The organism is Pseudobutyrivibrio ruminis (genome assembly GCF_015057245.1).
In the GTDB taxonomy this organism is placed as follows: Bacteria; Bacillota; Clostridia; order Lachnospirales; family Lachnospiraceae; genus Pseudobutyrivibrio; species Pseudobutyrivibrio ruminis_E.
In genome coordinates this window covers 72,357-93,765 of record NZ_SVET01000008.1, presented here as the reverse complement: position 1 = coordinate 93,765, position 21,409 = coordinate 72,357, and the positions used below count along the sequence as shown (strand labels likewise).

Sequence of the window (21,409 nt, the reverse complement as noted above, 5' to 3'; positions counted from 1 at the left end):
TCCTCCTATCGAATTCTTCCAAATGTATAAAAGTGGTTCTGCCAATAGTTTGTATTAATGGATGTGTACTGAATCGGATTGCCGCAATGAATCATCATGCCATTACCTACATAGATTCCTACATGACTGGCTCCTGCAGTATCATAGGTTCCCTGGAAGAAAATAAGATCTCCAGGTTTTGCATCTTCTTTTGAAACTCTGGTGCAACAGTTATTGAGAAGCCCATCCGCAGTCTGTCTTCCATAGCTCCATCCATTACCACAGTGATTAATGACGTAGCTTACAAAACCTGAACAGTCAAAGCTGGTACTTGGGCTGCTTCCTCCCCACACATATGGATATCCAAGATACTTTTCTGCCTCCCGAATCATATTGGCGAATCTGGTATCTGTAAGAGCTTCCGGTGGGATATCATAGTCCTGATACTCGCCCGGATCGGGATTGGAATAAGGATCACCCTCAAAGAGATAAGCCTTGTTACCTCTAGTCTCTAACAGAAGCTCATAACGGCTCATCTGATCCTCAGTCAGTCCCATATTTCTTACAACAGAATCCATAGTGTTGTTGGTAAGAGTTGTCACAAGAACATGCCAGTCATACTCAACTTCCACCGTGTAAGTGTAGGAATGAACCTGCCCTTTCTCGTCCTTATAGTGACCGGTTCTGGTTTCTGTTCTGGTTTTCTTCTCAATCACTTCTCTAGTAGTCAGCTTGTACTGAGCATTGAAAATCTCGGTAAGTTTACTCTGCACTTCTGCTTCCGTATAATCCTCATACAGTACTGTCAAAAGTGCTGCCAGCTGATATTGATTGTGGTTGATCTCTGCCAGATTATAGCGATACTCATCATAGCCGGGATGCGTTGTAGGGATGTTATTCACCTGCGTCTGCAGATCTGACTCCTTGCTCTTATAATCCTGCTCTACAGCCTTAATATCATCGTCATCCGCTGTGTAGGAAGTAGCTACTGTAGTATCACTAAAGGAACCAAGCATTCCTCCTGCAAGACCGGCACTGCCGGAAAGCATCAAAATCAGAATAAGAATCACAAGTGCCATGATAATTACTAATGGATTATCCATGATTTTCTCACGAATCCATTCTGCAAATCTGCCAACCAGGTCTTCTGCCTTATCGACAAATTTCTTTGAAATGCTTCCAACCTGATTAGCAGCTTCTTTCTGTGATTTCTTATAGGCAGCTCTCTGGAATTCCTTTTTCATGTAATTCTTTTGAACTGCCTTAGTGGAAGTAGTCTCCTCAGCTGACTTTTTGACATCTTTCTGAAGCTTTTTAGAATACCGGCTCTGATGAAGTGTTCTTGCTGTATTTTCAGCAGTCGCTGTAGTCTTATTCAAAGCCTCTGTACCCACATTCTGATCTTCATTCGTTCTGTCAATCTGACGGTGAACGGATACGTTTTCAGCTACCTCACGACGGATTTTATGCCGCCCCTGTACCTGAAGCTTTTTTATCTTTTTCTTTTCCTCAGCCGTAAGCTCGTTTGTCTTTTTCCCATGACGGAACTTCTTTCCATAAGCCTTTTTAGCAGCGGTTTCGCTTTTCAGCTTCTCACCCCGGCTTTTTTGTCTGTATCTGCCGGAGGCCCTCTTCTTATGTCTTTCCTTCGTAAACTTCTTATCTTCATTCATTTACATCTCCTCCTGAGTCTGTGCCACCTCATCAAGCTTGGTGGTCATGATACGATAGAGTTCAAGATCCTTAGGGAAACGATCCACAAACGGAAGGATGACATTGCCATAAAATAAAAGCCCTTCACCTTCTCCCGAATGTGTGACATACGAGAGCTGATGAGGGCTGATATTCAGCTGCTTGGCAAGGATTGCTCGATCTCCTACCGCCTGATTCAACATATAAATAAAATCAGAGTTTTCAAAGATGTTCTCAACTTCCTTAGAAGCAAGTAAGTCCTTTACGTTCTGGGTGATACCGGTTGGAATACCGCCCCACTTTCTGAAACGCTTCCAGATTTCTACGGTATAAGCTGCTGTCTGCTCCTCACGAAGAAGAAGGTGCATCTCATCCATGTAGTATCTGGTGGATTTACCCTGACTTCTATTCTCAGTAACCCTGCCCCAAACCTGATCTTGAACAACAAGCATTCCGATTTTCTTTAGCTGCTTTCCAAGATCTTTGATGTCATAGCAGACAAGTCTGTTTGTGATATCCACGTTGGTTCTGTGATTAAATACATTCAGGGAACCTGTAACATAGATTTCAAGAGCTGTTGCTACATTCTTAGCTTCCGGCTCGTCCTGTTTCAAAAGTGCATTGTAAAGGTCCTCAAGAAGAGGCATATTTTCAGGCACAGGATTCAGGAAGTACTGCTGATAAATCTGATGAATACAACGGTCAATGACAGTTTTCTCAACAGGCTTAAGTCCTTCCTTTCCACCAACAATAAGCTCACATAAGGACAGGATAAAATCTGCCTTAAGAGCAATCGGATTATCATCATCCGAGTAGTTCATATTGATATCCATTGGGTTGATGTACTGACTGCTGGTAGGACTGATTTTAATGACCTGACCACCAAATCTTTTTACCAGAGCACTGTACTCTGACTCAGGATCTGAGATGATAACATCATCATCTGTAACAAGAAACGCATTTGCGATTTCTCTTTTTGCAGAGAACGATTTACCGGCACCAGGTGTACCAAGGATAAGACCGTTAGGGTTCTTAAGCTTCTTTCTGTCCACCATGATCAGGTTATTAGAAAGAGCATTCAGACCATAATATAAAGCCTCATCTCCTGCCTGGAATAATTCCTGCGTTGTAAATGGAACGAAAATAGCTGTGGAGCTTGTAGTCATTCCACGCTGGATTTCAATCTCGTTGTAGGCAAGAGGTAGAGAACTCATAAGTCCCTGCTCCTGCTGGAAGTTGAGTCTTACCAGATTGCAGTTATGCTTCTGAGCAATGGAGTTTGCCTGAAAGACATTATTTTCAAGTTCCTGCTCTGTCTTTCCGGTATTGAGTACCAGAAAGGTCAAGAGAAACATTCGCTCATTCTGACTCTGCAATTCCTTTAAGAGTGCTTTCGCATCCTTACCATAGGTTGCAAGGTCCGATGGAATAATGTCCATATCATAGCCTGCTCTTACAGCCTTCTTCTGCTCCTCAATCTTGCTTCGATCAAGTTCTGTAATGGTATGTTTTACCGTTTTAATCGCCTCTGTCTGATCTACAGACTGAACATGCATTGTCACAATCTGACTGGACTCCATACCAAGGAAATCTGCAAGCATCCTGTCTGAGATATCAGAAGCTGTGATGCTTAAGAAACTCATGGCTCCATAGAGATTACCCATCTGAAATAATCTGCCGTTTTTGAAATTAAGTCCTGCAGGTGCAACAAAGTCTTTTACAGAAAGGCCGCTTCCTACAAGCCATTTCCAGTCGAAGAAGAACTTCTCATCATCTCCCATATGAAACTGCTGGTGAATCAGCTCTAAGCGTTCTGCGCCGTTTAGTGTGTTTGCCTGAACACCAAGTCTTTTGAAGTTGTTAAGAAGATCCATCTCGATATGAATAAGTCTCGGTTTTGCTGCTTTCATGGACTCTGCATGAATACCAAAGGATAAATACTTGGTCTTGGTTAGGCCATTGTTTCCAGCTTCCATCTGACGCTTTAACATGCCGGTATACTCATCCCTGACTTCATTGAATCCATCATTCTGATGTGGTATGGCAATGGACTTTTCAAACTTCTCTGCATCCGTTGCCATATTCATGAAGCTAAGCTCAAAGTGAACCGAACTATCAAAGAAATTCAAGAAGCTACACCACTCCTCAAAAATCTCCGTCTGATCCTCCTGCTGTGCCAACTGATAATTGATATCCTGAAACTGAATCGTCTTTGTATAATAATCGCTGCCTATTCTGCAAATGCCATCCTTAAACATCCTGTCAAAAGGAATGCTCTGCTGAGCTGTTCTGGGAACACCATCATTTTTCTGAGCTTCTTTGATGACTGCTCTTACTCTTTTCTGGTCTGCTCTCGATAACCCTGCCGGCATTGCGATGTCTCTTTTTTTCGCTTTCAGAAACAATTTTTTCTACCTCCTTCTCTGCTTTCTCCTGCCTCATCAGGGCAGCGTAATAATTATCTGTTTTGTAAGGCCGGATCTTCGGCCTGATAAATGTTGCCTGAATAAAGTGATGCAAGAATACCTCAAGTGGCTGTCCGTTCTTTTCATACATTGCAAAGAAAAACAGCGGCATCATTACAATCATCATGCCCATAGCTGCAAAGGTTGAGTCTCCAATCTTTTTCAAAAGGAAAAAGGTAGGAACACCAATAGCTGCAGCTATACAGAAGCAGATGAGCTGACGCTTGGTGAGGTTGAATGCCACTTTACTCTTTACCTTCGTGAGATCACGAGGCACCGGAATATAAGATGCCATTTCTTTTCCTCCTTAATGTGCGTGGAATACAGATCTTGCAATAGAACCTGTCTTAAACAAAGTGAATGCAAGAAGTAATGTGATACCAAGGACATTCCACAAAGAGCCCATGATATCTGATGAAAATGAAACTGTCTGAACCAGGGCTGCATAGATTGCTACACAAACCATGATTAAGAATCCCTGGAAGCCAAGTGCAAAAAGGGATCTCAAATAATTCTGTCCAATCATGCTCTGTTCTCTGTTACCAAAGGTTGCAAAAGGAATCGGAGCAAGGCTGATAGTCAAATAGATTTCTATCATTCGACCATAAACAATAGCCCAGATCAGAATCGATAAAATCTCAAATAAGAACTTCACCGCAAAGGACTGTAGGAATATGCCAAACAACGGTCCTACATCCATTCCTTCCAATGTGGTTTGCATGGTTGCCAGAGTTGAACCGTCCACTGCGGTACTTCCGGCGATAAGTGAACCTGATTGATTGACCACATGTTGTGCTACGTCAAAGACTGCCATGGTGATATTAAAGGTATTTGTAATCAGCGTTACTGCAACAAAGGTCTTGAATACCCACTTGAAAAAGATCCAGGTTTCAAAGTTTGCCAGATTGTTGTGAGCAATGACCAGCTGTATCAGCTCATAACAGGCAATAAACGTAAGAATAATTCCTGCTATGGGTAGAATCACATTCTCCGACAAGTTCCTGATGAGGTTATAAACCGTAGGCTGGAACTGGTCCGGAGTCTGTGCTACCTGTGCTGTTACTTCTCCAATCTTCTGATTCAAAGTTGAAAATGTAGATGTGAGATTATCCATAATTCCACCTACCAGCATGTCTTTGAGCCAATCAGTCAGTTTTTCTAACAAACTTTCCAACGATTGCCTCCTTTCTCAGGGAAGGGCAGCTTGTTACACTGCCCCTCCTGATTTTTGTTGGTGATAGGCCGGATTAGAAAAGTCCGGAAAGAAGTGGAACAAGTGTAGTACCGATGAGGGCAACACCACCACCGGCCATGAGCTGCTTCATGCCCTGAGACTTCGCGCCAGGGTTGTCGTTGCCGTAACCCTCAAGAAGGTTTACAACGCCCCAAACTCCAAGACCTGCGCCAAGTGCGATAACGAGTGTCTGAAGTACGCCTACTGCTGAGTTGAAAAATGCCATAATAAAATCCTCCTTGTGATTAAAAAAATTGATTGTTTGTAGTTGCGGGCATTAAAAAAGAGCCATGGCTGATCAGGCCGTGACTCTAGTTAATTACCCTTGAAAAAAGTTCCATATTCAGTTGTAAGCCGGATGTCTTCTGCAGTGACTTTTCCGGCACAGCGCTGCATTAATTAACGCGGAATCTTCCGCTATACTCCTCTACAGGAGTAAATACGGCGGCAGGTTATGACTCCTGCTTTTCAATCGCCCTGAAGCTACGCCGCATGATGGTTACTTGCTTTCGCCATCTTCAAATACTTCGTATTCATCATTTGGATGAAGGACAAGCTTTCTGTTTAGATACTTCTCAATATCAAACCAATTCTTCTTGTCATAATCTGCTGTCAGCGGATAGTTTGGATGTTTCGTCAGGTCATACTTATCTGAGAGAAAAGGTCTCACACCTCTAACCTGCACAATGCATTTACTTCCATCCATAACAGCAAGCTCATCCATACTCATCAGCTCTTTGCCGAGTTTCTGATAATTCATGCTGTAGGATTCCTGGGAGCCCTTGGTATTTCCTGTGGTGTACATATCAATAGTTTCCTTGCCAAGAATCTCGGTGAGATCCTTAAGCGTTGTCTTCTCAGTTCCACCAAGGAAGATCTGAGAATCCATGTTGCCGATAATGGTATCCGCATTATCTTTGTAGATTGCCTTAAGCTGTGACTTTGCCTGCAAAACCAGGCAGGCACTAATCTCACGGGATCTGATAGTTGCCACAAGTTTTTCCAGGTTAGGAATCTGTCCGATATTGGCGCACTCATCTACGAGGCACCTTACATGGACCGGAAGCCTTCCACCGTAAACATCATCAGCTTTCTCACAAAGGAGATTAAACAGCTGCGTATACACCATAGATATTAGGAAATTAAAAGTGGCATCTGTATCTGACATAATCAGAAACAACGCCGTCTTCTTATCACCTATGGTATCCAGTTGTAATTCATCATAAGCTGTAATCTCTCGAAGCTCCTTGATATCGAATGGAGCCAATCTGGCACCACAGCTTACAAGGATTGACTTAGCTGTCTTTCCAGCTGCCAATTTATATTTTTTATATTGGCGAACTGCAAAATGATTCGGATCTTTTTCTTCCAGCTCATCAAAAAGCATATCTACTGCGTTTTTGAACTCCTCATCATCTTCTCTGACTTCCATTGCATTAATCATTTCAAGAAGTGTTGTGAAGTTCTGCTCCTCTATCGGAGCCTCATAATGGATGTAGCCTATAAGCGCTGAATACAGCAATTTTTCGGCCTTTTCCCAGAATTCATCACCGCCTTTTCCTTCACCTTTAGTGTTGGCAATCAGCGTAGTTACAAGCTTTAAGATATCCTTCTCACTATGAATATAAGCGAAAGGATTATAATGCATACTCTTGTTAAAGTTGATGGTATTGAAGATTTTAATTCGATACCCTTTCTTCAAAAGTGCATTGCCACATTCAAGAACCACGCTTCCCTTTGGATCAGTTACTACAAACGAACAAGGATAATCCTTACTGTCGCACTGCAGCAAGTTTGGTTTAATAAAAAATCTCGTTTTACCTGAGCCGGAACCACCTACAACCAGAACATTCTTATTTCTTGCGTACTTTGGCTGTGATGGTCTGGAACTTAGTGTAATCTGCTCCGTTTGGGACAGAATCACATTATTCTTCGGATCGGGATCTTTGAACGGTTCTATGTCGGAGGGCTTCCCCCATCTGGCTGAACCATATTCTGAGCCATGCCGAAATTTCTTAGCATTCTTTCCCTTCAGATAAACTGCAAGTCGTAGTGCTGCGCCACAGGCTGCACCAATAAGCAAATCAAAGGGATGTAAGCTAGGAAGCGGATTCGTAAATGCGGTTTGAAATCCGCCTCCAATAATAAGCCCCTGAAGCTTTTCCGAAGCATTCATCCCTTCTGCTATTCTCCAGGCCTCACCTAAGTTTGTAGCAAACAGGCCTATTGCAACATAAGGGATATTCAGGATAATCTTCTTTTTTAATTTCTGATTCATCGTGTCTGCTCCTTCCTCTTCTCTACTACCTTGCGAGGTATAGAAGCAACCTTTTCCTTAAGTTTCTTAAGCTTACCAAGTACGCTCTCCTTTGCACCTTTTTCTTTTCCGAGGGTTCTCTTGGTATAATCAGCTACCAGATCAGAGATAGCATCTGCATCCTGAGCCTTGAAAAAGATTTTATAAGTACCAGCCTCCTTATCTTTCACCACGGCATAATCTACACCGTACTTCCTGGCAAGGCGATTAAACAAATGGATATCTTCACCATCCAGCTCAATTTTCTGAGCACCTTTGCCCTGCTTAATGAGCTTTTTCACAGGCATCTTACCTGTAGGTTCTTTCTCCTTACCAAAATATTTTTTATCATGTCGGTGACGCAAATATGCTTTCAGGATATTCATAAACATACGCACTGTTGGCTTAGCACCTTTTTCCACCATGAAATGGAGCGACTTGGCTGATGACTCTTCATTAACCATGAACTATCGCCTCCTTCCTGACTAACATCCTATAAGCCAATCACTCCATCTAAGGTTGTAACAATAACCTTGGATTTTCTGGCTATTGCGATATCATCCTTAACTTCCTCATTCTGCTTATTACCACAGATAACAAGGAATCTGGCTCTACGAAGTAGATCCTCGGACATTTCCTTGAATCTCTTATGAGCTTCCGTATCCTCAGCTGAAAAGATTCCATCAAAAGCAAGAATAGGACAAAGTGGAAGGTATCCTTCCTTTACCAGTTCCTGACAATATTTCTTGGCATCTTCTTTTGCCACAACCGGATTCTTATTCCATGCTGCAGTAACATATGCTCTCGGTATTGTTCTACTCATGATATTCCCTCCTTAATCAACACGCATTGCAGAAAAGCAGGCATCTCCTGCCTTCAAAGTATCCATCTGTGCCATAGCAACCTCTAAGAGATCACCAATCTCATCATCAGGAATAGCCTTGAGCACATTCCCTGCTCTTTGAAAAATGAGAACACTGCCTACCAAGTACTCCTCACCTTCAGCCTTAAAAAGCTTATCCTTGTTGTAAACAGCAATATAATCTGACTGTCCAAGATGAGTCCCTGCCCCACAAGTAGCCATCTGATCAAGGATTGTCTCTGCTTCCTTCATAGAAATCTGTCTGATTTTACCGTTGGTTCCAAGAATCACAGCATGAGCATCTGGCCTGGATAAATCTGTCTCCGGTACTTTAATTCCATCCTTAATAGGATCAAGCTGAATATCAATTGTAATCTGTTCCATTGTCATTCCTCCTTATATTTTTCCTGTCGCCATGTCATGCTGAACCAGCGACGAATAGTAGTTGTTAATAGTAATTGGCGCATTGTATAGCGCTGCCACTATATATTTCTTTACATTGCGAACCTTTGTAGTTTTTTCCTTCATACTGTCCATAACAAACTGGATATGGCTGCTATCCAGCTTCATGAATCTGCTTTTCACTACGTTAATAGGCTTTTTATCCCCGGATATAGTGATAAACTTCTGATTGCTGCACAGCACATCCAGGATTATGTCAAAAATCTCATCTATCTCTTCTACTCCATAGGGATAGCGCTCTTTGAGTATCTCTATATCCAGTGACTGGTATAAATATTGTCTGTATAGCTCCCTCTCATCTTCTCTGCTCTTAGATAAGATAAGATTAGTATTACTACACTCAGTATTATTTAACTCAGTATTATTAGGTGGTGATTCTCGACATTCCGGGCTGGTGATTTTCACTACACCGGTATGGTGATTTTCACCACTCCGGACTGGTGATTCCTGAAGCAGGATAAAGTTCTTCACATAGATCCTGTCAGGTTTACAAAGTCCCTGCTTAACTCTTTCGATAAGTCCATAGCTCTCAAGTTCCTTTAAAAGCTTTAATGCCTTCTGACTTGCACAATGCAAATCCTCCTGAATACTGACAAGAGTGTAATAGACGTACACTCTGCCCTCGTCATCAATCCAATGATTCTTTTTGGAAAGGGATACCCGATTCAGAAATAGTCCATACAGAACCTTGGCATCCGTAGAAAGCTTTGCAAACTTTTCATCCTTAAAAAGAACCTGGGGAATCCTATAGAAGGCAAACTGCTCAGACTCTTCCTCATGAAAATAGCCAAAGTCCATACCACACCTCTTTAGGCATTACCTGTAACAACACTGTTACTTCTGCAGTCAGCAACAAGCTTCTGATAGCAGGGAAAGCAAAACGTTCTGCCATTACCATAAGGACAAGGATGACTGCAATTGCAAGGTGTAACTGGACCAAGCTTAGGTGCAACACTGTGTGGCACCCTTGAAATGCCATTTTTGTTAAAGTTCTTCTGAACTCTCATATATTTCTTACTCATCTTAGATATCTCCTTTCACCATTGAAAAAGGCCTCCCTAAAAAAAGGGAAGCCTCTCTCTTACTTATTGATGGAGCTTATAAAGAAGTCTCATGCTTCTTGGTTGCAGCTTTTGTGGCTGCATCCTTAGCCGGATCTTTCTTTGCAATCTCCTGTTTCTTTTCTTTTAGATCTCCAAGGACGGAATCTTTATCAACAGCCTCGTGTTCAGCCTCACGCTGACGTTCCTCATACTTATCAGCCAGCTCAAAAATATGATTCTGGCTGTCGTAATGATAAACATGATCTGTAAGCTGATCTGCAGGTTCTACCTGAGTAGCATTGACCTCTTTGACCATATTTTCCAGCTCTTTGGCTGTCATCTGGCCATTGTCCTTTACAAGCAACACCTCATGGATACTGCTTGGAAGAACGAAGAAGTCACCGCCCATCTTCTGAGCTGCGTCCTCCATGAAATTCGGATATGCGATAACACCGGCTCCATGAATCTTATCCGGAACTGTAGCAACAAACATCTGCTCATCTTCCGGTGCAACCTCAGGAATCATGCCAGGTGCAATCTCACTCATAACTTCAGACATACCTCTGATCTCAGATGGTCTGATTTCTGGTGCATTCTCCATGGCATCAGCGCGAAGCTGCTCTTTGGTAATGCCATACTGATCAAGCAACTGATTGGTAACAAGGATTGTTCCATTACCAGAATCTGTCTGATCAAGCACAAAGCGATAAACAACAGCCATATCCTCCATTCTTTCGTGAGGTACGCTCTCAAGAAGTTCCGCATTCTTCTCTGCAGAAACCACTTCCATAGAAAGCTTGCTCTTCATCTGCTCATAATCAGAGAGCGACTCCAGATCGACCTGAGGGGATTCACGGAATCCTTTTTCCACTGCATCAGCAAAATGCTCTGCAATCTCAGGAATTGGTGTACCATTCTCATAAGCAGCAAATGCTTTCTCAACGCTGATGTTCACTCCAATGGAACTGTCTACAGGTCTTACTGTGATAGCATCATAGCTGTCATTCATCTTATCTACTCTACGAGCAGTAAGTTCAACGTCATCTCCTCTAACAGCAAGTTCAGCCTTTAACGCATCCTGGAAACCTTCTTTGAAACGTTCATAATCCATATTCAATTTTCTCCTTTTCTTTGACAGTTTTAATAGAAACACCGGCGCGCGCTTTCCGGTTTCGGACAACAAAAAAAGCGCCACACACGACCTTGAGGGTTTGGTCATGTGGACGCTTAAATCTGCTTCCTATTCTTCTGCAAAAGAAAAACAAGTGAGTGGCTTTTGTTTACCTCTCACTTGTCTATGATAATAATAGCACCGTTAAATCTATAAGAAAAGTGCTAATGTCGGTCGAGACGAGACAAAACGAGTCAAAACGGGACAATGTCGGTCATGAACTCAACAAACAGGAATTTTGTAATTAACTTCCAAGTTAATGTTCCATCTATAGCATATAAGCCATCGCTCCCACAAATGCCGAAAAGCAAATAAGCGTGATGGGGCCTAATCCTTTTTTTATGATTTTTCTCGAACCAAAATATATCAATGCGATAACACCAGTAAGTCCTGCCGTAAGAAAATCAGGCCTGCCACTGAAAACAAAACCGCAGTTTTTTATAATCATAAATATACCTGTTGCCAAGATGATTCCTATAATACATGGCTGTAACCCAGATAAAGCTGCCTTGACTAAGCGGTTTTGAAGATATTTCTTCATTGCTGCCATTATAAGCAAAATGATTAAAAAAGCAGGTAATACAACCGCTGTGGTAGCAATTATCGCACCAAATAGTCCTCCCTTTTCACTTCCGATATATGTGGCCATATTTACCATAATCGGTCCGGGAGTACTTTCGCTGATAGCAATCATGTATGCAAGCATTTCATCATCCAACCAACCGTGAGCCATGACAACATCCCTGATCAAAGGTATTGCCGCATAAGCTCCGCCGAAAGAAAAAAGGCCGACCTCAAGAAATCCGATTAACAGATCAATATATATCATTTCTCTTCCCGCCTCTTTTCCATATTATTTTTTATAACGAAAACAATGATACCGATAAATGCAGCTGCAAGCATAAGTATCATGGATGATATATTAACGGCAAATACGTTTATAAGGAACATCGTAAGCACAGAACATATAACTATGCTTATCTGCATAGGTTTTTGCTTCATTTTCTTCAGCATTTTTATCGCAGCATCCACAATAAGAATCCCAACAGCGATTTTTATTCCGCGAAATGCATTTGAGACCCAAGTTATTTCAAGAAAACCATTCAGAAATCTTGAGACAGCATATATAATAGCAAAAGACGGAAGTACCATCCCAAGAGTAGCTATAATCGCTCCTGGAAGTTTCCCCTTTTTATATCCGACATAAGTTGCACAGTTGATTGCTATGGGACCGGGCGTGGATTCTGCTATCACAGTAATGTTCATCATTTCATCATGAGTTATCCATTTTTTATTATCCACGCACTCATTTTCGATAAGTGAGATCATTGCATACCCACCGCCGAATGTAAATACCCCAATCTTTGCAAATGTTAAAAACAGATCAATGAGCACAATGGCCTCCACAGTGATGATCTTCATCGTGATGATCACTACAATTATGGCCTTCACCATGATGATCACACTTTACATCAGGGTTATAATCAAGTCTTTCTTCAATCAATGCTTTTACTGCTTCATCTGCATTACCGGATACACCTCCGTAGAGTTTGATGCCTGCTTCACTGAGTGCAACCTGTGCTCCTCCTCCAATACCTCCGCAAATTAGGGTGTCTACTTTTCCACCAAAAAGAAAACCTGCCAGAGCGCCATGTCCCTGACCATTTGTATCCACAATTTCTTCATGCACGATTTTTCCATCTTTTATATCATATACCTTAAACTGCTCTGTATGTCCAAAGTGCTGAAAAATCTCACCATTTTCATAAGTTACTGCAACTCTCATCTCATTATCTCCTTTTTTTCTTTTAGCATTGATGCTTTCGCCTTTTGAAATGTCAAAGCTTACATTACCACCTGAAATGATAAGACTCTTCCCCTCCACAAGTACTTTCGCTATTTTCTTTCGAGCATTATCATACATTGCTGTCACCGTAGTTCTGGCAACACCCATTTTAGCCGCACACTGTTCCTGAGTCATTCCTTCCGCATCCAGCAAGCGTATAGTCTCAAATTCATCAAACGTCAGCCGTAACGCTTCCTCATCAATATTATCCGTAGGTGCAAAACCAAACTTTCTGGGAAGACCTGATATTCTTCTACATTTCGTGTTCTTAGGCATAATTCATCCTTCCTGACATATGTCAATATAAAGCATACTCTTCATTCTGACATATGTCAATATATAATCATAAATAACAATCCTATCCTTAACATAAAAATTACCGCCCGGCATTCAAACCGGGCAGTAAAAAACTGTTAACAATATGCTGTTTAACTGAATTTCAAAATTTTAATATCGTCGCAAGTTTCTTTCCACATAGAATTCCAAATATGCAGCAACTACAACTTAGCACCACATATAATCCCCCCATTCATACACTGTTTCTTCTCAAACAAATTTGAAGTTGTTGATTAAAGCCCTGCAAACAACTGGATTTCCTGCTCCAGGAGACGGAATACGTTCGCTACCAGGTAGCCATCAGCAATCGCATGATTCAGACGGACAGTAACAGGCATGACAAGTCTGCTGTTTTCTTCCTTGTATTGTCCCCAGTTGACGACCGGCGCAAAAAACATATGAACGTCGGGCAGTTCAAGATGCATGGAATCATAGGACAACCAAGGTATACATGACGCATCAAACCAGTTAGGATGATTCATAATATCAAAACCGTATTCTCTGGTCTTTTTTGCCTCTTCAGCATCCCGCAGAGCCGCAGCGTAGAATTTTTCATAATCTTCATCGTATTCCGTATAGACAAGCGTGAAGGTTTCTGTATCTTTATGAAAGATATACTGTATGGGATTGATCACATCATAACAGATCAGTTCGTCTTTTTCCCTAAGATACCCCATCCTGTAATCCTCGCGAGAATTTAGAACCTTTGACATGATATAAAGAAAGTTGATGTAGAACTTTGTCTCGGTCATTTTGGAATAACGAACAAGATCAGTAACATCAATCCTCGCTGTCATAGAAGTCGAACATGTGCAGTCCTCTGTAAAGTGCCGAAAGACGCCCTTTCTATAGTAAGTCTCTTTATCTATAACCTTATAATTCATTTTGCATTATCCTCACAAATTTCGATCTATCAAAATAAGCGCTTTTTCGTGCTGCTTCTTATCTTAACACACTATAGCTTTATATTCTTGCTAATAATTCCTTTAAGCAACCAATCCCTTCAGCTCCCCATAGAGTTAAGGCCTGAGGGACCACTGCAACAAGGATACCTACAATAAGTCCTTGCCATCCAAGGGTTGTAGATCCATTAATAAATGAACAGATACCACCAAACACAAAGAAAGCCCCTAACAACCAACATACGATATTTGCTAACCCACCAATGAAACCAATTGCAAGCATCAGCAACGTAAGAACCGCCTGTACCGGTAATAATGCGATTCTAAGGATAACTCTTAAAACTGTTCCAATACCATACAATACTGTCATTATAGGTTCCCCCTTTCTTTCTCCATCTGAACCTTATAAGCAATCAAACGAAGTACATATTCCGGCATTGCCCTACGACCAAGTTCCCACTCCTGCATAGTTCTATATGGAATACCAAGCCAGGCAGAAAAATCTTTTCTGTTCATTCCTGACTGCGCTCTAATCATCTTAAACGCATATGCCATCTTCCGGCGTACAGCATCAGCATCTGTTTTATCTATTTTTTCCACTTCAATATCTATACCTTCAATGCTATATATTTCCTTATCCATGGCACTACCTCCTATATTAATGTAGTCAATGCGTGTATTCTTATCTTTATTATATGTAGTCATTGACTACAAGTCAAGATATAAAAATGCCCGCAAAGCAGGTGTAATCTGCAATGCGGGCATTCCTAGCCTTATTCAGTTTTTAAAGCAATCCTTCAACTTTACGCTTTATTACCCAATAAACATCTTCGACCTCTCGATCAGATAGTTTTTCGAGAAGCTTGAGGAAAGAACTGTACTTGGCAGTTAATCTCTGCTCATCTCCAGCTTCTGTAAATTCAATAAAAAGCAATTCTCTCACATCTACATTATAAATACGAGAAAACTGAGCAAGCTCATCTGCAGATATACTTCTCTTACCTGCTTCCATCTCACTAATCGCCCTCTTTGCAACATTCATAAGATTAGCAGCCTCATCCTGGGATAATCCTTTCTTCACACGTGCTTCTTTAAGCTTTTTACCCGTAAATTCAGACATTTTTAACCTCCTTCAAAGTTCCGATTTTCGGAACAAACATCAAAATGGTCCATTTTTCTTGTTACGATTTTCGGAACAAATGCCCCGAAATTTTTTTGAATGTAGTCAGCAAAAAAGTATGAAGTACTCCGGCAGCTTAATTGATTTTATTCTTATGTAAAAAAAATATAGGGTGCCTAAAGTAGACACCCTATACTAGGAATAGCTTAATTACAAGCTTTTCGGGAAATCTGAACCCGTTTTTCTTATGATAAATCTTTGAAGATTGTCTCATAAAATCTTTCGAAATTTCAAACGTTCCCAAAAAACAACTGGTCTCGCTTACTGACGTGACTCGGCGATAGCAGCCTGTGCTGCTGCAAGTCTAGCGATTGGTACTCTGAATGGAGAGCATGATACATAGTCAAGACCAATCTTGTGGCAGAACTCTACTGAAGATGGATCTCCACCGTGCTCACCGCAGATACCTACGTGAAGCTTAGGATTTACTGGCTTACCAAGCTTGATAGCTGTTTCCATAAGCTTACCAACACCTGTCTGGTCAAGCTTAGCAAATGGATCGTTCTCGAAGATCTTTGTGTCATAGTAAGCATTGAGGAACTTACCAGCATCATCACGAGAGAATCCGAATGTCATCTGTGTAAGGTCGTTTGTACCGAAGCAGAAGAAATCAGCTTCCTTAGCGATCTCATCAGCTGTAAGAGCAGCTCTTGGGATCTCGATCATTGTACCAACTTCATAATCAAGCTTAGCACCTGCAGCAGCGATCTCAGCGTCAGCTGTCTCAACTACTATCTGCTTAACGTACTTAAGCTCCTTAACCTCACATACAAGTGGGATCATGATTTCAGGCTTAACATTCCAGTCAGCGTGTGCCTTCTGAACTTCAAGAGCTGCACGGATAACTGCCTTAGTCTGCATCTTAGCAATTTCAGGATATGTAACTGCAAGACGGCATCCTCTGTGACCCATCATAGGGTTGAACTCGTGAAGTGAATTGATGATAGCCTTGATCTCGTCTACTGACTTGCCCTTAGCGTCAGCAAGCTTCTTGATCTCGTCCTCTGTTGTAGGAACGAACTCGTGAAGAGGTGGATCAAGGAATCTGATTGTAACTGGGCATCCCTCAAGAGCTTCATAGAGCTGCTTGAAGTCGTTCTGCTGATAAGGAAGAATCTTCTCAAGAGCAGCTTCTCTCTCTTCTACTGTATCTGAGCAGATCATCTCACGGAATGCAGCAATTCTGTCTTCCTCGAAGAACATGTGCTCTGTACGGCAAAGACCAATACCCTCAGCACCAAGCTCTCTAGCCTTCTTAGCATCAGCAGGTGTATCAGCGTTTGTACGAACCTTAAGTCTTCTGAACTCATCAGCCCAAGCCATGATACGTCCGAACTCACCAGCGATCTTAGCGTCAACTGTTGCGATCTGACCATCATAGATGTTACCTGTTGTACCATCGATTGAAATGAAGTCTCCCTCGTGGAACTCTTTTCCACCAAGTGTGAACTTCTTGTTTTCTTCGTCCATGTTGATGTCGCCACAACCTGATACGCAGCACTCACCCATACCACGAGCAACTACGGCAGCGTGTGATGTCATACCACCACGAACTGTAAGGATACCCTGAGCAGCCTTCATACCTGTGATATCTTCTGGAGATGTCTCAAGACGTACAAGAACTACCTTCTCTCCTCTAGCAGCCCATGCCTCAGCATCGTCTGCTGTAAATACAACCTTACCACATGCAGCACCTGGAGAAGCGCCAAGACCCTTTCCAAGAGGAGTTGCAGCCTTAAGAGCAGCAGCCTCGAACTGTGGGTGAAGAAGTGTATCAAGGTTACGTGGGTCGATCATAGCAACAGCTTCTTCTGGTGTCTTGTGTCCCTCATCAACAAGGTCACAAGCAATCTTAAGAGCAGCTGGAGCTGTTCTCTTACCGTTACGGCACTGGAGCATGTAAAGCTTCTTGTTCTCTACTGTGAACTCCATATCCTGCATATCATGGTAGTGATTCTCAAGAGTCTCACATACCTTGATGAACTCTGCGTATGCCTCTGGGAATTCCTTCTCCATCTGAGCGATTGGCATTGGTGTACGAACACCAGCAACTACGTCCTCGCCCTGTGCGTTGATAAGGAACTCACCCATAAGCTTGTTCTCGCCTGTAGCTGGGTCACGAGTAAATGCAACACCAGTACCAGACTCGTTATTTAAGTTACCGAATACCATAGGCATTACGTTAACTGCTGTACCCCATGAGTAAGGGATGTCGTTGTCTCTTCTGTAAACGTTCGCACGTGGGTTATCCCATGAACGGAATACTGCCTCGATAGCAAGCTTTAACTGCTCTACTGGATCTGAAGGGAAGTCTGTTCCGAGCTGGTTCTTGTACTCAGCCTTGAACTGCTCAGCAAGTTCCTTAAGATCTGCTGCTGTAAGGTCTACGTCATACTTAACGCCCTTCTTCTCCTTCATCTCATCGATGAGCTGCTCGAAGTACTTCTTACCTACTTCCATAACTACATCTGAGAACATCTGAATAAAACGTCTGTATGAATCATATACGAAACGCTCGAAAGCTGGATCTGGGTTACCAGCGATCATAGCTGCAACTACTTCATCATTAAGACCAAGGTTAAGGATTGTATCCATCATACCTGGCATAGATGCACGAGCACCTGAACGAACTGAAACTAAAAGTGGATTCTTAAGATCTCCGAACTTCTTGCCGTTGATCTCCTCCATTTTCTTAACACCTTCCATAGCCTGAGCCATGATTTCATCATTAATCTTGCGACCATCCTCATAGTACTGTGTACAAGCTTCTGTTGTGATTGTGAAGCCCTGTGGTACTGGAAGACCAATGCTTGTCATTTCAGCAAGGTTTGCACCTTTTCCTCCTAAAAGATTGCGCATTGTCATGTCGCCTTCGCTAAACATGTAGACCCATTTGTTAGCCATTTCAAAATCCTCCTAACATATATATAACTTTTGATTTGTCTGTCTGTAAAAAACGGGGTTTTCAAACAGTCCGTTATTATTAAAACACAATTTAGACACCAATACAAACAAATTCGTTGTACAGTTAGTAGAAATTCAGGAGTGATTTTTGTGCATTTTTATCAAACAAGTAAGTTGTTTGAAACTTTGACTCAATTAGCTAAAATGTATAATCATCTACAGATGCATTCAAAGCGTATCTTTGCTGACTGTAAACCGCAGTTTTAAGCTGATTCTCGTCTTTTAATAGACTTTTTATCCTTTCTGTCATTTTGAGGTACTGTTTCGCCTCAAAACGATTTTCACGGGCTGTATATGTCAATCCATGGGCAGTTTCATTAAATGTCAGAATAAGCTGATTATGAAGAAATGCCTTTCTAGTTGCGTCAACAATTTCACCCTCACGATTAATATCGAGGAAGAAATCACACTCCCAGAAAAGTCTATCCAAAGTAGACATTTTTACATTTGGATACATGATTACATTGTCGTATTTCTCATGTGCCAAAAGCTTTGCTGACATTTCTGTAAGCGCGGTAACATGGAACTTCAACTCTGGTAAAGCCTCCACCAGTTCCTTCAACTTTTCGACATTTTCTGTATTTGTACAAATAAGAGCAGATGGTCGACCTAGGTTTTTCTTTTTGAATGAATAAATATATCCCAACTCATCCATTTTATCCTCAGGTGCATTAAGCATTCTAAGGCGCTCATAGGATGGATGATTCTGCACTATTACTCTCTTGCATCTTTTTGCTTTTCCATCAAATATCAAAAGCATATTTCCCGGGATTTCATCATGTGTTGCTTCCTGCCAAAACAGCACATCCTCCCTGCCGTCTGAAAGTGGTGGTAAAGAATTTGAAACAAAAAATGGAACCGATAATGAGTTGAAGAATAATCTATGATTCTCAAGCCCCAAAGACTTTAGATAATAAACCACAAATTCTGTACGATTTTTGAAAAACAAAGATTGCTCATCAATATTTAAAATGATGTCACCTGTAACAAAGTTTTCAACAATGATTTCCTGTCCATGACCATTGAAATAAGACTTGCTTACCTTTTGAGCCTTTTTGTTAAAGATAGTTCTGGCGTAAAGCATGCCATATTTATTGTAGTGGTCGCTGGCTCTGACTTTTCCTTCCTCATCTAGCCAGTCCACCACCTTTACAAATCTTTTGTTCTTTGGCTCAGCATAAAAAATTCTACCGCGCTCCTTTGCCTTGTCATGGATACTTCCGCTAGTATTGTTGCCACTGATTTGCCAATATTTTGGCACCTGAATCTGATTAAAATAAAGAGGCTTTTTAGGACAGCCTTCCACCTTCTTAAAATCTCCCAGGAAATGCTCAAAAACATTTTCAACGCCATCAGGCAAAAAGCCATCATCATTGATTGTGACAGCCTTTACTTCATAATCTGCATTCTGAAATGAGAAAAGCAAATCCTGGCTTCCCATATTAAAATAGTCGAACAACAAAACTATGTCGTTTCTATTAGTTTTTTCCATTTTGCCTCCACTTCACTTGCAAGATATTTTTTTGCCTTTGAATAAGAATGCTTATGCATTTTTTCTAAATCATCCTCTGTAAACAATTTACAGATTGCATCAACCATCGCTTTCTGGCGTCTTCCCTTTTCCATTCCTGTGGCATAAGGTAGCCTATAGCCATTCTTTCCCTGGTCGATAAAGTTCTGATTTCCATAACGCACATCAAAGCCGATAATTGGCAAACCTGAACCAATTGCCTCCATCAGCGTAAGCCCAAATCCCTCACTGGTAGATGCCGATAAATATGCCTCGTAATTTATATACACATCCGTCAAATCATGCTGCCCCATCAATCGTATATACGAATCAGCCCCAAGAGACTTTATTTTCTCCTTCAAATCCCTTTCAGCTGCGCCCTTGCCATAGATATCTAAAGAGATATCTGGCACTTTATCATGAGCTGCCACCACAGCATCTATCATCCAATCCACGTGCTTTTCAGTGGCAAGGCGTGATGCTGTAATAAGAGAATGTGGCATTCTCTCACCTGCCGGATATTTAAGCTCCTGCAGCGCCCCAACCGGGATAGTCACAATATTAGGCTTTGCACCTAAATACTTATCAAACTGCTGCAGCAACAGCTTTCGCTGGTCTTCCGTAGCAGTGATGTAGAAATCTATTTCATCATGCATAGAGAATGAATACTCATAGTAATTGTTCCACAAGATATAATCCTCATCCGTAGCCCCTTCGCTAAAATGGTCTGCGTGAATGACAATTCCAACCTTTGCATCTCCCACATTTTCAAGAATAGCCTGGCCCTGGCCGGTGGTTCTATCGATTATTACGATATCATCCTTTGTAAGCCCAAGCTTGCTTGTCATATAGCCAACAAGCTCTTCCTTTGAACATATTAATTTATCTGGGAATTTGTACATGACATTGTCGTCATCATTGATTTCCTCGTAAGCAAGACTGCCATCCTGATTGAAAAATCGTCTGTGATACAGATGTGCCTTGCCATCAAGTGGAGCATAGTATTCCGAAAACACACGCTTAGACATGAAATAGTCCTTGCGCACCAAACATCCCCTGGAAACCATTTCCACACGATGAACGAAATCCTCCTCCGTATTTACGAAGTAGACTCTATAGAAATTATTATCCCCCTCAAAAATCAACTTTCCTATTTTGCCATCCCGCTCATAGGAAAAGGCTTTATCTCCAAGTGTTGCTTTCAAATCATCCAAGGTATAGGTAACAGGGCCTGGCTTGAAATCTGTAAAGAATGTATATAGCCAAATAATCTCATCATCCTCAAAACCAATATTTCTGGTCATGTCGATAAGATTGTCCTTGGAAAACATATCTGAAAATATGAACTTTGCCTCAGCCCCAATATTGCGAAGCACCTTTGCTCTATAGCTTTGAGCATACTCCACCCCTGAGCTGGCCCATCCTATTCCTAGATTAAAGTTGTAAATCATATATGCCCCTTTTCTG

Annotated in this window: 22 protein-coding genes; all 22 read right to left on the bottom strand. The window is 41.6% G+C overall.

Features of this window, described 5'->3' with window-relative positions:
• Positions 1 to 5: 5 nt before the first annotated feature.
• The 22 genes from E7274_RS08630 to gtfA all read right to left on the bottom strand — a co-directional run bounded on the left by E7274_RS08630 (position 6) and on the right by gtfA (position 21,393).
• A complete protein-coding gene (locus E7274_RS08630) occupies positions 6 to 1,652 on the bottom strand; it encodes a C40 family peptidase (protein WP_304175294.1) in 1,647 nt (548 codons plus the stop codon).
• Positions 1,653 to 4,043: a VirB4-like conjugal transfer ATPase, CD1110 family gene (locus tag E7274_RS08625; protein WP_304175292.1), complete on the bottom strand. Its 2,391-nt coding sequence runs from the start codon at positions 4,041 to 4,043 to the stop codon at positions 1,653 to 1,655.
• Positions 3,973 to 4,431: a PrgI family protein gene (locus E7274_RS08620; RefSeq protein WP_304175290.1), complete on the bottom strand. Its 459-nt coding sequence runs from the start codon at positions 4,429 to 4,431 to the stop codon at positions 3,973 to 3,975. The genes E7274_RS08625 and E7274_RS08620 overlap by 71 nt, the downstream gene beginning before the upstream one ends.
• A gap of 12 nt (positions 4,432 to 4,443) precedes the next feature.
• Positions 4,444 to 5,310, bottom strand: coding sequence for a VirB6/TrbL-like conjugal transfer protein, CD1112 family (locus E7274_RS08615; RefSeq protein ID WP_304175288.1), 867 nt, complete (start codon positions 5,308 to 5,310; stop codon positions 4,444 to 4,446).
• Between the two features lie 73 nt (positions 5,311 to 5,383).
• Positions 5,384 to 5,596, bottom strand: coding sequence for a Maff2 family mobile element protein (locus E7274_RS08610; protein ID WP_304175286.1), 213 nt, complete (start codon positions 5,594 to 5,596; stop codon positions 5,384 to 5,386).
• Between the two features lie 273 nt (positions 5,597 to 5,869).
• Positions 5,870 to 7,648 (bottom strand): VirD4-like conjugal transfer protein, CD1115 family, encoded by a 1,779-nt coding sequence (locus E7274_RS08605; RefSeq protein ID WP_304175284.1) that lies wholly within the window; start codon positions 7,646 to 7,648, stop codon positions 5,870 to 5,872.
• Positions 7,645 to 8,130 (bottom strand): PcfB family protein, encoded by a 486-nt coding sequence (locus E7274_RS08600; RefSeq protein WP_304175282.1) that lies wholly within the window; start codon positions 8,128 to 8,130, stop codon positions 7,645 to 7,647. The genes E7274_RS08605 and E7274_RS08600 overlap by 4 nt, the downstream gene beginning before the upstream one ends.
• A 29-nt stretch (positions 8,131 to 8,159) precedes the next feature.
• Positions 8,160 to 8,489, bottom strand: a complete 330-nt coding sequence (locus tag E7274_RS08595; RefSeq protein ID WP_004602785.1) for a DUF7768 domain-containing protein — start codon at positions 8,487 to 8,489, stop codon at positions 8,160 to 8,162.
• A gap of 12 nt (positions 8,490 to 8,501) precedes the next feature.
• Positions 8,502 to 8,912 (bottom strand): hypothetical protein, encoded by a 411-nt coding sequence (locus E7274_RS08590; RefSeq protein WP_304175279.1) that lies wholly within the window; start codon positions 8,910 to 8,912, stop codon positions 8,502 to 8,504.
• Between the two features lie 12 nt (positions 8,913 to 8,924).
• A complete protein-coding gene (locus E7274_RS08585) occupies positions 8,925 to 9,788 on the bottom strand; it encodes a DUF6017 domain-containing protein (protein ID WP_304175277.1) in 864 nt (287 codons plus the stop codon).
• A gap of 11 nt (positions 9,789 to 9,799) precedes the next feature.
• A complete protein-coding gene (locus tag E7274_RS08580) occupies positions 9,800 to 10,012 on the bottom strand; it encodes a hypothetical protein (protein WP_304175275.1) in 213 nt (70 codons plus the stop codon).
• A 76-nt stretch (positions 10,013 to 10,088) separates the two neighbouring features.
• Positions 10,089 to 11,144 (bottom strand): DUF5688 family protein, encoded by a 1,056-nt coding sequence (locus E7274_RS08575; RefSeq protein WP_304175273.1) that lies wholly within the window; start codon positions 11,142 to 11,144, stop codon positions 10,089 to 10,091.
• A 328-nt stretch (positions 11,145 to 11,472) separates the two neighbouring features.
• Positions 11,473 to 12,033 (bottom strand): chromate transporter, encoded by a 561-nt coding sequence (locus E7274_RS08570; RefSeq protein ID WP_304175272.1) that lies wholly within the window; start codon positions 12,031 to 12,033, stop codon positions 11,473 to 11,475.
• Positions 12,030 to 12,626: a chromate transporter gene (locus E7274_RS08565; RefSeq protein ID WP_304175270.1), complete on the bottom strand. Its 597-nt coding sequence runs from the start codon at positions 12,624 to 12,626 to the stop codon at positions 12,030 to 12,032. The genes E7274_RS08570 and E7274_RS08565 overlap by 4 nt, the downstream gene beginning before the upstream one ends.
• Positions 12,589 to 13,326: a DUF134 domain-containing protein gene (locus E7274_RS08560; RefSeq protein WP_304175268.1), complete on the bottom strand. Its 738-nt coding sequence runs from the start codon at positions 13,324 to 13,326 to the stop codon at positions 12,589 to 12,591. The genes E7274_RS08565 and E7274_RS08560 overlap by 38 nt, the downstream gene beginning before the upstream one ends.
• Before the next feature lie 293 nt (positions 13,327 to 13,619).
• A complete protein-coding gene (locus tag E7274_RS08555) occupies positions 13,620 to 14,270 on the bottom strand; it encodes a CatA-like O-acetyltransferase, family 3 (RefSeq protein WP_304175266.1) in 651 nt (216 codons plus the stop codon).
• Positions 14,271 to 14,349: 79 nt separating this feature from the next.
• Positions 14,350 to 14,658, bottom strand: a complete 309-nt coding sequence (locus E7274_RS08550) for a hypothetical protein (RefSeq protein ID WP_304175264.1) — start codon at positions 14,656 to 14,658, stop codon at positions 14,350 to 14,352.
• Entirely contained in the window at positions 14,658 to 14,930 is a 273-nt protein-coding gene (locus E7274_RS08545) for a helix-turn-helix domain-containing protein (RefSeq protein WP_200796074.1), read from the bottom strand. The genes E7274_RS08550 and E7274_RS08545 overlap by 1 nt, the downstream gene beginning before the upstream one ends.
• Before the next feature lie 142 nt (positions 14,931 to 15,072).
• Positions 15,073 to 15,408: a helix-turn-helix transcriptional regulator gene (locus E7274_RS08540; protein ID WP_304175262.1), complete on the bottom strand. Its 336-nt coding sequence runs from the start codon at positions 15,406 to 15,408 to the stop codon at positions 15,073 to 15,075.
• 321 nt (positions 15,409 to 15,729) lie between these two features.
• Positions 15,730 to 18,372: a pyruvate, phosphate dikinase gene (gene ppdK, locus E7274_RS08535; RefSeq protein WP_304175260.1), complete on the bottom strand. Its 2,643-nt coding sequence runs from the start codon at positions 18,370 to 18,372 to the stop codon at positions 15,730 to 15,732.
• A gap of 199 nt (positions 18,373 to 18,571) precedes the next feature.
• Positions 18,572 to 19,924 (bottom strand): accessory Sec system glycosylation chaperone GtfB, encoded by a 1,353-nt coding sequence (gtfB, locus tag E7274_RS08530; protein WP_304175258.1) that lies wholly within the window; start codon positions 19,922 to 19,924, stop codon positions 18,572 to 18,574.
• Positions 19,897 to 21,393, bottom strand: coding sequence for an accessory Sec system glycosyltransferase GtfA (gtfA, locus tag E7274_RS08525; protein WP_304175256.1), 1,497 nt, complete (start codon positions 21,391 to 21,393; stop codon positions 19,897 to 19,899). Before gtfA ends, gtfB begins: the two co-directional genes overlap by 28 nt.
• Between the last annotated feature and the right edge of the window lie 16 nt (positions 21,394 to 21,409).